The sequence below is a fragment of the Roseibium sediminicola genome (genome assembly GCF_023156505.1).
Lineage (GTDB): Bacteria > Pseudomonadota > Alphaproteobacteria > Rhizobiales > Stappiaceae > Roseibium > Roseibium sediminicola.
Genome location: NZ_JALNMJ010000028.1, coordinates 43,549 through 57,500 on the forward strand (window position 1 = coordinate 43,549; position 13,952 = coordinate 57,500).

Annotated in this window: 16 protein-coding genes (1 of these 16 running past the window's edge); 11 read left to right on the forward strand and 5 right to left on the reverse strand. The window is 62.4% G+C overall.

Translation table 11 applies throughout. From position 1 onward, the window contains the following. Positions 1–10: 10 nt before the first annotated feature. A complete protein-coding gene (locus M0H32_RS25985) occupies positions 11–1,327 on the forward strand; it encodes an aspartate aminotransferase family protein (protein ID WP_248159380.1) in 1,317 nt (438 codons plus the stop codon). Positions 1,328–1,329: 2 nt separating this feature from the next. After that, complete coding sequence (locus tag M0H32_RS25990; RefSeq protein ID WP_248159382.1) at positions 1,330–2,145, forward strand: beta-keto acid cleavage family enzyme; 816 nt, start codon at positions 1,330–1,332, stop codon at positions 2,143–2,145. Positions 2,146–2,163: 18 nt separating this feature from the next. Here M0H32_RS25990 and M0H32_RS25995 read toward each other — a convergent pair whose 3' ends face one another. After that, complete coding sequence (locus M0H32_RS25995) at positions 2,164–3,090, reverse strand: LysR family transcriptional regulator (RefSeq protein WP_248159384.1); 927 nt, start codon at positions 3,088–3,090, stop codon at positions 2,164–2,166. Positions 3,091–3,184: 94 nt separating this feature from the next. Between M0H32_RS25995 and M0H32_RS26000 the strand changes: the two genes are divergently transcribed. Then, the gene (locus tag M0H32_RS26000) at positions 3,185–3,421 is read left to right on the forward strand and encodes a hypothetical protein (RefSeq protein ID WP_248159386.1); all 237 of its coding nucleotides are present in this window, start codon (positions 3,185–3,187) and stop codon (positions 3,419–3,421) included. An 89-nt stretch (positions 3,422–3,510) separates the two neighbouring features. On the opposite strand, the gene M0H32_RS26005 is transcribed toward M0H32_RS26000, so the two are convergent. Beyond that, positions 3,511–4,044 (reverse strand): TetR/AcrR family transcriptional regulator, encoded by a 534-nt coding sequence (locus tag M0H32_RS26005; protein ID WP_248159388.1) that lies wholly within the window; start codon positions 4,042–4,044, stop codon positions 3,511–3,513. Positions 4,045–4,182: 138 nt separating this feature from the next. Here M0H32_RS26005 and M0H32_RS26010 point away from each other — a divergent pair, with 138 nt between their 5' ends. Beyond that, positions 4,183–4,893: a methyltransferase family protein gene (locus tag M0H32_RS26010; RefSeq protein ID WP_248159390.1), complete on the forward strand. Its 711-nt coding sequence runs from the start codon at positions 4,183–4,185 to the stop codon at positions 4,891–4,893. A 9-nt stretch (positions 4,894–4,902) separates the two neighbouring features. Here M0H32_RS26010 and M0H32_RS26015 read toward each other — a convergent pair whose 3' ends face one another. The 3 genes from M0H32_RS26015 to M0H32_RS26025 form a co-directional block, all read right to left on the reverse strand. Beyond that, positions 4,903–5,412, reverse strand: a complete 510-nt coding sequence (locus M0H32_RS26015; RefSeq protein WP_425607365.1) for a substrate-binding periplasmic protein — start codon at positions 5,410–5,412, stop codon at positions 4,903–4,905. A 362-nt stretch (positions 5,413–5,774) separates the two neighbouring features. Next, on the reverse strand, positions 5,775–6,521 hold the full coding sequence (locus M0H32_RS26020) for a substrate-binding periplasmic protein (protein WP_248159392.1): 747 nt from the start codon (positions 6,519–6,521) through the stop codon (positions 5,775–5,777). 518 nt (positions 6,522–7,039) lie between these two features. Continuing rightward, positions 7,040–7,636, reverse strand: coding sequence for a LysE family translocator (locus tag M0H32_RS26025; protein ID WP_248159394.1), 597 nt, complete (start codon positions 7,634–7,636; stop codon positions 7,040–7,042). 107 nt (positions 7,637–7,743) lie between these two features. Between M0H32_RS26025 and M0H32_RS26030 the strand changes: the two genes are divergently transcribed. The 7 genes from M0H32_RS26030 to M0H32_RS29675 form a co-directional block, all read left to right on the forward strand. Then, a complete protein-coding gene (locus M0H32_RS26030) occupies positions 7,744–9,153 on the forward strand; it encodes an aminotransferase-like domain-containing protein (RefSeq protein WP_248159396.1) in 1,410 nt (469 codons plus the stop codon). A 135-nt stretch (positions 9,154–9,288) separates the two neighbouring features. Next, positions 9,289–10,065 carry an energy-coupling factor ABC transporter ATP-binding protein gene (locus tag M0H32_RS26035; protein WP_248159398.1) on the forward strand — a complete coding sequence of 259 codons (777 nt, stop codon included), beginning with the start codon at positions 9,289–9,291 and terminating at the stop codon, positions 10,063–10,065. Beyond that, positions 10,062–10,670 carry an energy-coupling factor transporter transmembrane component T family protein gene (locus tag M0H32_RS26040; RefSeq protein WP_248159400.1) on the forward strand — a complete coding sequence of 203 codons (609 nt, stop codon included), beginning with the start codon at positions 10,062–10,064 and terminating at the stop codon, positions 10,668–10,670. The genes M0H32_RS26035 and M0H32_RS26040 overlap by 4 nt, the downstream gene beginning before the upstream one ends. A 17-nt stretch (positions 10,671–10,687) precedes the next feature. Then, positions 10,688–10,822: a hypothetical protein gene (locus tag M0H32_RS29575; RefSeq protein ID WP_282449563.1), complete on the forward strand. Its 135-nt coding sequence runs from the start codon at positions 10,688–10,690 to the stop codon at positions 10,820–10,822. Then, positions 10,815–11,369 (forward strand): biotin transporter BioY, encoded by a 555-nt coding sequence (locus tag M0H32_RS26045; RefSeq protein ID WP_248159402.1) that lies wholly within the window; start codon positions 10,815–10,817, stop codon positions 11,367–11,369. The genes M0H32_RS29575 and M0H32_RS26045 overlap by 8 nt, the downstream gene beginning before the upstream one ends. 21 nt (positions 11,370–11,390) lie before the next feature. Further along, entirely contained in the window at positions 11,391–12,836 is a 1,446-nt protein-coding gene (locus M0H32_RS26050) for an AMP-binding protein (RefSeq protein WP_248159404.1), read from the forward strand. Beyond that, positions 12,833–13,952 carry the 5' portion of an acetyl-CoA C-acyltransferase gene (locus M0H32_RS29675; protein WP_248159405.1) on the forward strand. The gene runs 62 nt beyond the window's last position, so only the first 1,120 of its 1,182 coding nucleotides appear in the window; its start codon is at positions 12,833–12,835; its stop codon lies beyond the right edge, outside the window. The genes M0H32_RS26050 and M0H32_RS29675 overlap by 4 nt, the downstream gene beginning before the upstream one ends.

The window sequence follows — 13,952 nt, forward strand, 5'->3', positions numbered from 1 at the left end:
TCTCGTTGCCATGTCTCACGTCTTCCCCCGCCACACCAAGGCATCCCTTCCCGTCGCGGCCAAGGGTGATGGTTGTTACATCATTGATAAGTCAGGGAAAAAATACTTTGATGGGTCCGGTGGGGCGGCTGTGTCCTGCCTCGGACATTCCGATCCGGACGTCACCCGGGCGATCAAGGACCAGATCGACAACATCGCTTTCGCCCATACCGGTTTTTTCACCACCGACCCGGCGGAAGAGCTCGCGGATCTTTTGATCGGTGCAGCGCCCGGAAGGCTGGACCGGGTCTATTTTGTTTCAGGCGGCTCGGAGGCGATGGAAGCGGCGCTCAAACTGGCGCGGCAGTATTTCCTGGAAAAAGGCGAACCGTCCCGGCACCGGGTGATCGCCCGGCGGCAAAGTTATCACGGCAACACGCTCGGTGCGCTCGCCACCGGCGGCAACCAGTGGCGACGCGAACCGTTCTCGCCGCTGATGATCGAGACCTCCCATATTTCACCCTGTTTCGAGTATCGCGGCCGCCGCGAGGACGAGACGGCCTATGACTATGGCCAGCGGGTCGCGAACGAACTGGAAACGGAAATCGAGCGGCTCGGGCCGGAGAACGTGATGGCCTTTGTCGCCGAACCGGTTGTCGGCGCGACCGCCGGAGCTCTGCCGCCGGTCGAGGGCTATTTCAAGCGGATTCGCGAGATCTGCGACCGGTACGGCGTGCTCCTGATCCTGGACGAGGTCATGTGCGGCATGGGCCGCACCGGCACCCTGTTTGCCTGCGACCAGGACGGGATCGCCCCGGATATCCTGTGCATCGCCAAGGGGCTGGGGGCCGGCTATCAGCCGATCGGGGCAATGCTGTGCACTGCCGACATCTACCAGGCCATCGAGACCGGTTCCGGCTTCTTCCAGCACGGCCACACCTATATCGGCCACCCGACCGCCTGCGCGGCGGCTCTTGCCGTCTTCAAGAAACTGACCGGCGGCGTCGCCGGCCGGGTCATGCCCATGGGCGACAAGTTGCAGGCCGCCTTGACCGACGCTTTTGGCCAGCATCCCCATGTCGGCGACATCCGCGGCCGAGGCCTTTTTCGCGGTATCGAGATTGTCGAGGACCGGGCCAGCAAGGCGCCCTTCGACCCGAAACGGGGTGTCAACAAGGTGCTCAAGAAGGCCGCGTTCGAGGCCGGGCTGATCTGCTATCCGATGGGCGGCACCATCGACGGCGTCACCGGCGATCACATCCTGCTGGCTCCTCCCTTCATCATGGAAGACGCGCATATCGGCGAGATCACCGACAAGCTGGCTACCGCCTTCAAGGCGGCTTTCTGACAATGGCCGACCAGGGCTTTCCACCGTTGCCCCAGATCATGGTGGCGCCGAACGGCGCGCGCCGGACCAAGGCGGACCACGCGGCGCTGCCGGTTACCGTCGAAGAGACCGTGGCTGCCGCCAAGGCCTGTTTCGAGGCCGGCGCGGGCGCGCTGCATGCGCATGTCCGCGATGCCGACGGCGCGCATGTCCTGGATGCCGGTCTCTACCGGCAGCTTCTTGCCCAAATGAAGGCCGCCGTGCCGGACATGCTCGTACAGATCACCACCGAGGCCGTCGGCAGATACAGTCCGGAGGAGCAACGGGATCTGGTCCGGGGCGTCAGACCGGACGCGGTCTCCATCGCGGTCCGTGAAATGATCCCGGATGACAACATGTCGGCGGCGCAAGCCTTTTACGGCGAGCTTCGGGACCAGGGCTGCGCGGTCCAGCACATTCTTTACAGCGTCGAGGATGTCGACCGGTTCTTCGATCTTGACGAGGCCGGGGTGATCCCGGCGAGGAGTCATCAGCTGCTTTTCGTCCTCGGCCGCTATGCGGCGGATCAGCAGAGCGCGCCGGAGGATCTGGAGCCCTTCCTCGAAACCCTGGCGAAAAGACGCGGGTCGCAGGCACTCGATTGGGCGGTCTGCGCCTTCGGGCACCGGGAGACGGAGTGTCTGGTCGCCGCCATTCGCCAGGGCGGCAAGGCCCGCATTGGCTTTGAGAACAGCCTTTGGAACAGCGATGGCAAGGTGGCCCTGGACAATGCGGACCGGGTCCGCGACCTGGCCGCGGCACTTAAAGCCGAAGGCTTAACGGACGTCCCGCGGGGCTGAAGTATGTCTGCCACCCGTTCAGGCCACCACAGCCATGATGCCGTGAGCCGGCATGCCGTCGCATTTCAGTTCCGCATTGACCCAGTCCCGGAACAGGCGAACCTTGCGGCTCGTCCGGAGCGCGGGCGGATAGCTCAAGTACCAGCTTTCGTCATCCGCCCGACAGGTCAATTCAAATGGGCGGATCAGTTGGCCGGCTTCGATCGCGGTCTTGCAGAAATAGGGGGTCAGGATCGCAACGCCGTGCCCCGCGATGGCCCGGTTGGCTTCCAGGGCCTGTGACCCCATGCGCGAAGCCGGATGGCCGCTCAGGTCCACATCGGCAAGCCCGGCCTTTTCGAACCACATTTGCCACCACGGGTCCTGCGGGTCGACCAACGGTAGTTTCAGGATATCTTCCGGCTTCTTGACGCCACCAATTGTCTCCGCCAGGGCGGGGCTGAGCATCGGAGTGAAATCGGCCTGCACGATCTCGTGGGCGATCCAGCCTTTCGGCGGTGCCTTGCATGCGGAAATGACAATGTCGGAATCGTTGAAATCGGGCTCCGCACAGGGGCCGTATGGCAGGATACGCACGCCGACATCCGGGTTCTCCATCTGGAACTGAAACAGCCGGTTGGCCAGCCAGTTGACGGCAAAGGTGGTGTTGGAGGAGACCACCAATTGGCCGGCGTTCATGTCCGAGATGTCTTCAAATGCGCTGCGAAGCGCCGAAAACGCATCGACCACGCGGGTGGCCAGCTGGGCGCCATGGTCGGTCAGCTCGATCTTGCGCGCCTTGCGCGTGAACAGCTGAAAGCCGAGCCGCTCTTCCAGCAGCTTGATCTGGTAGCTGACGGCAGCCTGGGTCATGCCGAGCTCGTCGCCCGCCTTGGTGAAGCTCAGGTGGCGGCTGGCGGCCTCGAAGGCCCGGACGGCGGACAGTGGCGGCAACGGGTTCGGCATGCATAAATCTCCCTTATGCATAGCTAGCGAGATTTCGTTGGTAAGACAAGCAGTATGGACCGATATCTAGCTCCTAACAAAAGGAGTTATCAAAATGTCCCCATCATCCTGCGAAAAGCTGGAACAAGCCATCCATCAACAAGGCTTGGGTTATTCATTCAAAAGGCTGATCGGCGCTGTCTTCGCAAGACAGCCATCGGGTCGCCACAACAGACAGGCCGCCGCTGATCTGCCCGCCAGTCTGCGGCATGACATCGGCCTGGGCCCGGATCCGGTCGCCGGTTCCTTTGAAGACAGGTGGCTACAGGAACTCAAGTGCCTGCAGCGGTGAGTGTCCGTCGTTCCTTTCGGATGCGCTCTCCCCTGCATCCTGACTGACAGGTCCCATTGCGCAGAGATGCCCGGTCGGACCTGTCCTTTTCAGCGCAAACCGTCCAGCAAGGGGCGGATAGCGGCGAACTCCAGTTGCCCGCCGGTAAAGTGGCGCATGAGCAGCGTGCCCATCAAAAGGCACAGCACAGCTTCGGCCTGCTTTTCTCCGACAAGACTTTCCACCTGCCGGCGCAGATGGTCATTGGCCAGGCGCATGGCCGGGTCGGCGGCGATGTCCTCGGCCGTCTTGCCGCGCAGGTAATCGAACAGCAGCGACATCTCACGGGCAAAATCCGGCTCCATGCGTTTGGCAAAACCGATCAGCGCCTCCGCGGGATCCGGGGCATCAGCCGCGCCCGGATTGCCGGAGCCTGCTTGCGCAGAGGTCATGACCACTTCCGTGCAAGCCAGGAACAGGCTCTTCTTAGTCGGGAAGTAATGATAGAGCGCGCTTTTCGAGAGCCCGAGTTCCTCGGCGATCCGGCGCATTCCGAGGCCTGAATAGCCGTGTTCGGAAAACAAAGGCGCGGCTTTTCGGGCAATATCCTGTCTGTGGGCGTCGTGATCGATCTGTTTCGGCATTTATTTCGTCCAGTTGGTCGATAACATATTGACCATGTGGATCGGGTGCGTCTAGGACTTTTTCGTCCAGATGGTCGATAAAAACCTGGCGAGAGGACAGGTAGACCAAGCCAGACCAGGAAAGACTAGGAGACACCCATGGCCCCCTCAGGTGGCGTGAACAGGCAACACGCCGGATCCCGGCCGGAAAAAATCGTCTTTGCCGGCTTGCATGTGGCCAGCGTAGTCTTGTGCGGTTGGTTGCTGTTCGGTGGCTGGCAGCGCCTTGGCACCTGGTTCGGTTTCGATCTTGCGCTTGCCGACGTGCCGCGCGGCCTTGTTCTGCTTGGTTGCGCCCTGCTCTATTTCGGCCGGCATCTCCTGACGCTGTTCGTGCTGCTCGCCCGCAAGGTCGCCTTCTCCGAGGTGATCGGCCTGTCCGTGTTCCTGGCCGTTTTCGAGGTCGGCTTTTTGCTTCTGGGAGCCGGCGCGTTTCGGCAGGAGGCCGTGCCGTTTGGGATGCTGGACGGCGTCGCCGTCGTGTTCGTTTTGACAGGCTCTTTTCTGAACAGCTGGTCGGAGCTGCAACGCAAATGGTGGAAGCGGGACCCGGCCCATCGCGGCCATTGTTACACCGGCGGTCTCTTTGCCTGGTCGATGCATGTCAACTATTTCGGCGACACGGTTCTTTTCACCGGCTGGGCCCTCCTGGCCCACAGCCTTGTCGCCCTGGCGGTGCCTGCCTTCATGGCCGCGTCCTTCGTGTTTTTCCACATTCCGGCGCTCGACGCCTATCTGGCAGGTCGTTATGGAGCGGAGTTCGAGGCCTATGCCGCCAGAACGCGAAAGTTCGTTCCGTTTGTCTATTGAGTTGGGGGCTCAGCGGTAGCGCGCGTGAATGAGCTGGTAGGTTCCGTCCGCCTTGACCTCGGCAAGCCCATCGTTGAACGGCTGCAATAGCGCACCTGCTTCCGGATGTTTTTTAGACAGGCAGAGGTGATATTCGAGATATTCGATTTCGTGGAAATCGAATTCACCTGACATCCCGGATTGTTTGAGGAAAAAGTCGGTCGCTTCCTTGCCGGAAAAGAGGAAGTCAATTCGGCTCAGTGCGAGCATCTTGAAACCGGTTGTTTCAGAAGGCACCTCGATCGGGTCCGCACCGATCTCGTGAAGCTTGGCCAGTGACACATAGCCATGCACCGAGGCAACGCGTTGTCCGATGATGTCGCTGAGTCCGGAAATTTCCGGCAGCTCAAATCCCCGACGGAAATAGAGCCCGTAGGTGTCACGGCTGATTGGTTCGCTGAAATGGAAATACTCAGCCCGCTCCTCGCTCCGCGCACAGGACAACAACACAGGCGATAGGCCGTTTTTGGTGTCACTCATCGCGCGGGTCCAGGGAACGTAGATAATCTCCGCGGCAAGTCCTTTCCGCCGGAAGACTTCCTCGACGACTTCGTGATCGAACCCCCGCAATCCGTCGACCGGTTCGCTCATCTCGAAGGGCGGGTAGTGCATCGCCAAGATCCTGACGGAAGGGTTGCCGAAGGCGGGTCCAGCCGCGAGACCGACGATCATCGCCAGGGCGGCTAGGTAAGGCGGCAGTCGGAGGTTGCAAAAAAAGAGAAGAGGCATGGGTTTTGGGGACGCGTGTTTCAATTCCGAACGGTATCAAATTCAAGGGCCGCCTGCACCCGCGTCTTGACCATTGCGTTAACGGGAGCCAGACGTCGTTGTCTCCGGCTGCCTCACCTGTAGCGGTCATGGATTGCTTTGTAGGTGCCGTCCGCGCGGATTTCGGCGAGCCCCTTGTTGAACAGAGGCAGCAATTCCAGCGTCTGCGGGTGTTTCCTGGAAAAACACAGATGATATTCCCAGTTCTCGGTCTTCACGAACTCGAACCGGCCCTTCATACCATGCTGCATGATCTGAAAATCGGTTGCCTGCTTTCCGCTGTAGAGAAAGTCGAAGCGGCCGAGGCCGAGCATCTGGAAGCCGGCGGCTTCGGAGCGGACCTCGATCGGATTGGCGCCGATTTCCACCAGCTTTGCAAGCGAGGCATAGCCTGACACCGAAGCGACGCTCTGGCCGACGACGTCTTTGAGTTTCCGGATGTCTGGCGGCTGGAAGTCCTTGCGATAATAGAGCCCGTAAGTGTCCTGGCTGATCGGATCGCTGAACAGGTAGACCTGAGTGCGCTCCGCGTTTTTGGCGCAGGACAGAAGCGCGGGCGACAGGCCGTTTGTCGTGTCGCTCACCGCCCTTGTCCAGGGAACATAAATGACCTGCGCCTCGACGCCGGTGCGACGGAAGGCTTCGATCACCACTTCATGATCGAAGCCATGCAGGCCGTCGACCGGCTCGCTCATCTCGTAAGGCGGATAGTGCACCGCCAGAACAATGGCTCCGGGGCCCGGTTTTTGGGTTGCTGCCGCGGAGGCGTGACACATCACGGTCAGCGCGGTTGCCAGCAAGGCGAAGCAGGTCGTTTTCATTGTGACCACACTCAACAAGGACGTCTGGTCTGAAAATACCAAGAACGTCCCTGTTTCACACTCCGCAATGTTGTCATCCGGCAAATCCGAAGGCCTAAACCTCAGATTGCTCCGCAGGTGGATTGCTGACGCCAGGGTCAGGACTCGTTCATTTGATCGAAATGGCGCAACAAACGGCAAGGAGTTGCAAGGAAAAGCGCGAAAAGCGGGCTTCCTGCCCGGTTGAGCGGTTTGACGCAGCAAATCTAAGCCGTTTTGCGTCCCTCCGGGATAGGGTGAATTTGCCCGGCAACGTCGTTGCAAATCTTTGGAAACCGGACGGTTTCCTGCAGCTTTGCGCCTCGTATCCGAACAAATTCATTCCTACCATTTCACTCAAATGAATGGGTCCTGACCCTAGTCACCCTAATCTGAAGTTCGTCTTATTTCCCGGCAAACTCGGAACGAGCTTCAGATTCAAAAGGGTGACTAGCAAGCATATGTTTCTAGTGTGGTTTTCGAATTTCAAATTCACCACACTAGAGCAACAGCGCCCAAAGTGTTGCCGCCAGCATGGCAACGGCCATGGTCACGGTGATCGCGCGCATCAGCGGACCGTCGCCGATCAAAGCCAGAATGGAAACGCCGACCAGCGCCCATAGCGAATGGAACACCATGCCACCCAGGGTGAAGCCGGCAACCAGGATCAGGGCGTTCTCGTGAATGCTGAGGCCATTTCCAGCCAGAAACGTCGAGAAGGCGACCAGGTTCATGGCCCAGGTCTTCGGGCTGAGCGGATGGATCAGCAGGCCTTCCCAGAAACTGGGCAGGGCGACCTCTCCCTTCGGTTTGACGCTGAGGCAGACTATGCGCCAGGCAAGATAGGTCATGTAGGCCATGCTCAGCACCTTGAAGACGGTGACGACCGGGCCGCCGCCCGCCAAGACATGCCCAAGGCCATAGGCGACGCTGAGCTTCAGAGGCATCGACCCGATCTGCGACGCAACGATCACCGGAAAGGCCGTGCGATAGCCCGCCGAGGCGCCGATGGCCAGAAAGGTCAGGTTGCCGGGACCGGGTGTGCCGGTCATGACGATGACAAACACCGCAAAGGCGAGAAAGGTGGCGTGATCCATGGGTGTCTCCAGACAATGCGGATCGATCGATAGATACAATCGATACAAAATGGCGGAGACATAAATGCGCTTGAGGAATTGTATCAGTCAATGATAACATTGTTCCTATGACAATGTGGATCCCGAACATCGAGGCGGCCGCCGGCCCGATCTACCTGGCGATTGCCGATGCGCTGGAAGACGACATCAAGACGGGTGCGCTCGCCCAGGGCGACCGGCTGCCGCCGCAGCGCGAGCTGGCCTATCAGCTCGGCGTCACGCTCGGCACGATCACCCGGGCTTATGGCGAGGCGGAGCGCCGCCGCCTGGTCAAGGGCGAAACCGGCCGAGGCACTTATATTGCCTCGGAAACCCAGAAGGTCTCGCCTCTGGTTCCGAAAGAAGACGAGCCGGACAGTTGCGACCTGGCGCGCAATTTTGCTTATCCGCATCTCAATCCCAGCCTGTCGGACGGGCTGGTGCGTATGGCGCGCACCGCCGGCATCGACCGGCTCAACGGTTTTGTGCCCTCCGAAGGCCTGAAAACGCACCGGGAAACCGGCGTCCTGGTGTTCAAGGACTACGGGCTGGAAGCGGATCCGGCACGAGTCGCCGTTACCTGCGGCGCCCAGCACGGCATCCAGGTCACCTGCCAGGCTCTGTTCCGCGCCGGCGACGCGATTGCGGTCGACCGGTTCACCTATCCGTCGATCTTTTCCTCGCTCTCAAGCCTCGGCCTGAAACCGGTGCCCGTGCCCGCCCTCACCCGGACGGACGGCGGTTTCGGCGCCATGGACCCGGAAGCGCTGGCCCGGGCCGCGGCCGCGCACGGCGTGCGTGGTGTCTTCCTGATGCCGAACATGCAGAACCCGACCACCCACACCATGTCGGTCGAAGAGCGCCAGGATCTGGTGCGGGTCGCGCGCGAGCATGATCTGAAGATTGTCGAGGACGATCCCTATACGCCGTTCCTGCCCGAAACCCTGCCCGCCTTCGGAGCATTGGCGCCGGAGCGCACCGCCTCGATCGCCAGTATCTCCAAGGTCTGTTCGCCGGGCAGCCGGATCGGCTTTGTCCATGTGCCGAAGGCCTTTGGCGACAGCATTCGCAACAAGATCGGCGAAAGCACCTGGATGGCCTCGCCGATCACGGCGGAGCTGATTGCCGGCTGGGTGCGCGAAGGTCATCTCTTCAAGACCCTGCGGCTGAAACGCAAGGCCAATCGCAACCGGTTTTTGAAGGCGCGCGACCTGCTTGCGCCCCATTTTCTGCAAGGCGACGTCAACAAGGTGTTCGGCTGGCTGCGCCTGCCGGACATCGTCGATGCCGATGCGCTCCAGGCAGCCCTCTCCCATCAGGGCATTTCGGTTCTGTCGTCCCGCTACTTCCAGGGCAAAGACCATGCACCGGCACCCTATCTGCGCCTCACCTTTGGATCCGAGGAATCTGACGAACGCTTTCAATGGGCGCTCAAACGCATCCAGGCAACGATCGACCAAATGGCCGACTTGCCGGAATTGACCCGTCCGGTAGGCTGATCCTGACGTTACGAAGACCTGTGACCTGAGCGGGACGTGAGTATGTCCCGCTTTGACATGTTTGGGATTCCGGCCGATAAGCGGCAAAACGCGAAAGACCGGGTGATGGCGACCTGCCATCCGCGACGAGGTGACATGGCTTTCTGGCCCAAAAAGAAGAACAGGGACCGGCCACAGGTCTGCAATCCCGAGGCAAGTCCCTATGCGGTGTTCGACCGTGTCGGACTTGAGATCGGCGGCAAGACGATCCTGGAGGACCTGACCCTGTCCCTGGACGAGGCCAGGATCGGCGTAGTCGGTCTCAACGGGTCCGGGAAGAGTTCCTTTGTCCGCATGCTGAACGGTCTGCGCGCGCCGACGGGCGGCACGCTCACATTGTACGGGGCGCCAGCCGCCGAAGCCGAGCTTGAGCTCCCTCGCCATGTCGGATTTGTCTTCCAGAATCCGGATCACCAGGCCATCTTTCCGACCGTCGAGGAGGAGATCGCCTTCGGCCTGACCCAGTTGGGCGCAAGCAAGGACGACAGCCGCAGCCGGGCTCGGAGCTTTTTGGCTCTTCACGGCGTCGAGGCGCTCGCCGGCAAACCGGTGACCGAGCTTTCCGAAGGTCAGAAACAGCTGGTCTGCATTCTGGCGGTGCTGGTGATGGAGCCGAAATTGCTGGTGCTCGACGAGCCGATGACCAGTCTGGACACCCTTGTCACCCGGCGGATCCGCGACAAGATCCTGTCCCTGCCGCAGAAGATCGTCATGGTTTCCCACGATCTGGAGCATTTCGACGGTTTCGACCGTCTGATCTGGCTGGAGGATGGCCGGCTGCGCATGGATGGCGAGCCGGACGCGGTGCGCGCCGCCTACCGCCAGGACATCGACCTCCGGCTCGGGCGCAATCCGGAGTTCGCCGGGCTATGATTTCCCTCTACCTTCAGGGCGACAGCTGGGCACACCGCCTGCGGGCGGGCTGGAAGCTGCTTGCCGTCGCCCTTGCCAGCCTGGTGCTGTTTCAGGTTGTCTCCGTCTGGGCCTATCTGGCGTCCCTGGCCGCCGTGATCCTGTGCTACGCCTCGCTCGGGCGCGAGGGCCTGGCACAGCTGAAACTCCTGCGCAGCCTGTCCTTTGTCCTTGTCCTTCTGCTGGCGCTGCACTGGCTCTCAGGGACCCTCAATGACGGTGTCGTTATTGTGCTGCGCCTGGTGGTGATGATCCTCGCGGCCAATTTCGTGTCGATCACAACGCGCTTGGACGACATGCTCGAGGCGGTCCAGCCGCTGTTCCGTCCGCTAGGTGTCCTTGGCGTGTCGCCGCGCAAGCCCGCGCTCGGAGTGGCGCTGGTGCTGCGGTTCGCGCCGCATATGCTGCTGGTTTACGGCCTGTTGCGCGAGGCCTGGCAGGCGCGCACCGGATCGCGGAATTCCTGGCGGTTGCTGGCGCCGTTTGCAATCCAGTCCCTGCGCATGTCCGACAATGTCGCCGAGGCTTTAAAAGCCCGCGGCGGTTCGGAAGGCCTGTCAAGATAACCTAGGAGATAAGTCGAATGGATCTGGCAATTGCCAAGAAATTGGGTTATCCCGCCAACAGACGACGCAGCGTCGCCCTAGAGTCTCTGGTAAACTCAACCGCAAGCGGCAGCGCTCAGACCATCGAGAAGAAGGTATATAAAAATGGCTGACCGATCACTTGTGCACATTGCTTTCTATGCGGCCCTGATCGCGGCATTGGGACTTGTCCCGCCCGTCTCGATTGCTTTTCTCGGCGGCGTTCCGATCACCGCCCAGACCCTCGGCGTCATGCTGGCCGGCGTCATGCTCGGCCCGGTGCGTGGCGCTCTGGCGGTTCTTCTTTTTCTGTTCCTGGTCGCGCTCGGCGCGCCGCTGCTGGCCGGTGGCCGTGGCGGCCTTGGCGTGTTCATGGGGCCTTCGGTCGGCTTCCTGGTCGGCTGGCCGGTCGGTGCCTTGGTCGCCGGCTGGGTCATGCAGTCCACCCGTGAAATGAATGTCCTGGTGTCGGCGGCCATTGCCGCGGCTGTCGGCGGCATTCTGGTGGTCTATGCTTTCGGTATCCCGGGTGTTGCCATCATGGCCGGCCTGTCCCTGCCCAAGGCCGCGCTGGGCAGCGCCATTTACATCCCCGGCGATCTGGTCAAGGTGGTGCTGACGGCGTTGATCGCGCAGACGGTTGCCCGCGGCTTGCCCGGCGCCGTCCTGTCCCGCTCCTGATCCCGAAGAGAAGGCCGGCCCATGGCCTTTGTCGGCGACCGGCTTGACCGGTTTGCAAATGAAGCTCCCGACCGGGCCGCACTTAGCTGCGGCCCGATCCGTTTGTCCCGGCAGGATCTGGCCCGCGCTGTTGCCGTTCTTGAGGGGGCGCTTGGGTCGCACACCCGGCGGAGCGGCCGGGTGGTGCTGCGCCTGACGGATCCGGTTGCCCTGCTGCTCTGCTTTTTTGCCTGTGCCCGCACCGGCCGCATCGCTGTGGTGATGGACCCGGACTGGCCGGCGACCTTGGCAGGGGCCGCCCTGGGGGAGATCGAACCGGAACTCGTTGTCGATGATGCGCGCTTCGAAGAGCTGGCAGCCGGCAACGTCCCGTCGTCGAACCGGCAGGCACCGGATACCGTGCCACCGGAAGAGAACGACCTTTTTTACGCGGGCTTCACCTCCGGTTCCAGCGGCATGCCAAAGGGTTATGTCCGCTCGCACGGCTCCTGGCTGGAAAGTTTCAAGCTGTCCTCCGCCCTGTTCGGCATTGCGCCGGAGAGCCGCGTGGTCATCCCGGGACAGCTCACCCATTCGCTGCATCTTTACGGCGCGGTCTGCGCCCTGGCCGGCGGCCAGGAAGTCGCGTTGCTGCCGCGCTTCGATCCGCGCAGTGTCCTGGCGGCGCTGAGGGTGGCCGGCGGGGACGGCGCGGTGCTCTATGCGACACCGACCCAGCTTCATCTTCTGGCGGAGGTTTCAGGACGGTCGGGACCGCTGGGCGCCGTGCGCCAGGTCCTGGCCAGCGGCGCCAAGTGGCATGACGCCGACAGGGAGGCCCTGAAGACGGTTTTCCCGGAGGCGCGGCTGTTCGAATTCTATGGCGCCTCGGAAACCAGCTTCATCACCATCGCAGGCCCGGACGACACTATCCCTGCTGGTTCCGTCGGCCGGGCGGCACCCGGCGTGTCGATTGCCATTGGCGACCCTCGCAATCCGGCGTCCGCCGGGCGGTCCGGCCCGGTCTGGGTCAAGAGCGGACTGCTCTTTTCCGGGTATCTGTGCGGCGGTTCGCAGGATACGCGCTGGCGGGACAGCTGGCTGACGGTCGGCGATCACGGTTTTCTCGACAAAGACGGCTTTCTGTTTCTGACCGGCCGCGAAAACCGGATGGTCGTCACCTCCGGTCTCAATGTCTATCCGGAAGAGGTCGAGGCGGTGCTGTCGGCCCATCCCGCCGTGGCGCTGGCCGTCGTCGTCGGTTTGCCCGATCCGGTGCGCGGCGAGCGGCTGGAGGCCGTCGTGCAGCTGACGGGACCAGTTGACGAGACAGCGGACGCTCTCCTGCACCATTGCAGGGAGCGGCTTGCATCCGGCAAGATACCGCGCAGGCTGCATCTCCGGGACCACTTGCCGCTGACTTCGGGCGGAAAGCCGGATATTCAAAGGATCCTGACCGAGTTGAAAACGGGAGGAGCGGACCGGTGAGCGCAAAAAGGCGTGCCGCAATTGTCGCGGCGCGAAGGACCGCCGTCTGTCCGCGCGGCGGCGCTCTGTCATCGCTCCAGGCCGATGAGCTGGCCGCGCCGGTCCTGGCCCAGCTTTTGGCCGATGCCGGCGTCAAACCGGGCGAGGTCGATCATGTGCTGCTCGGCAACGCGCTTTATGGCGGCGGCAATCCCGCGCGGCTGGCCACGCTCCGGGCCGGTCTGCCTTCTTCTGTGCCGGCGCTGACCATCGACAGCCAATGCTGTTCCGGTCTCGACGCCATTTTGCTGGGCGCGCGCCTGATCGAATCCGGCGCTGCCGACTGTGTCATTGCCGGCGGCGCGGAAAGCTTCAGCCGGGCGCCGGTCCGGATGAAACGGCCCGTCTCGCCGAAGGATGATCCGGTGGCCTATAACCGGCCGCCCTTTGCGCCGCCGCCCTTTACCGATCCCGATCTTGCCGAGGCGGCCGCACGCCTTGCCGCTGACAGGATGATCTTGCGCCGGGACCAGGCCGCCTTTGCCGTTGCCTCCCATGAAAAGGCAATGGCGGCGCGCCCCTTCCTGGCGGAGCGCCTGGTGCGCAACGGCGATTGTTGGCCGGACCAAGACGGTTTTACCCGCCGGCTCCCCCTGAAGACGGCGCTGCGCGCGCCATTGCTTCAGGGAGACGGCGACACCGGACTAAGCGCCGCGACCATTGCTTGCGAGGCGGACGGGGCGGCACTGGTATTGTTGAGGCCGGCGGACATTTTGGGTGAGACATCCGCGCCCATCATCACCATTCGGGCGGGCGTTTCCCTCGGCGGCGATCCGGCTGACCCGGCACTGGTGCCGATCGCGGCGGCGCGAAAGGTGCTGAATCAGGCCGGTATCGCGGCGGCCGACCTTGCGGCCATCGAGGTGATGGAAGCCTATGCGGTCCAGGCGATGGTCACGATGGCAGACCTCGGGCTCGATCCGGGCCGGATCAACAATCTGGGCGGGGCGCTTGCCAGGGGGCATCCGATTGGCGAATCGGGCGCCATTCTGGCCGTCAACCTGTTCGAGCGCCTGATAGTCCAGGAAACCCCTGCGGAAGGGTCGGAAAGACATGGCCTGGCCCTGATCGCGGCAG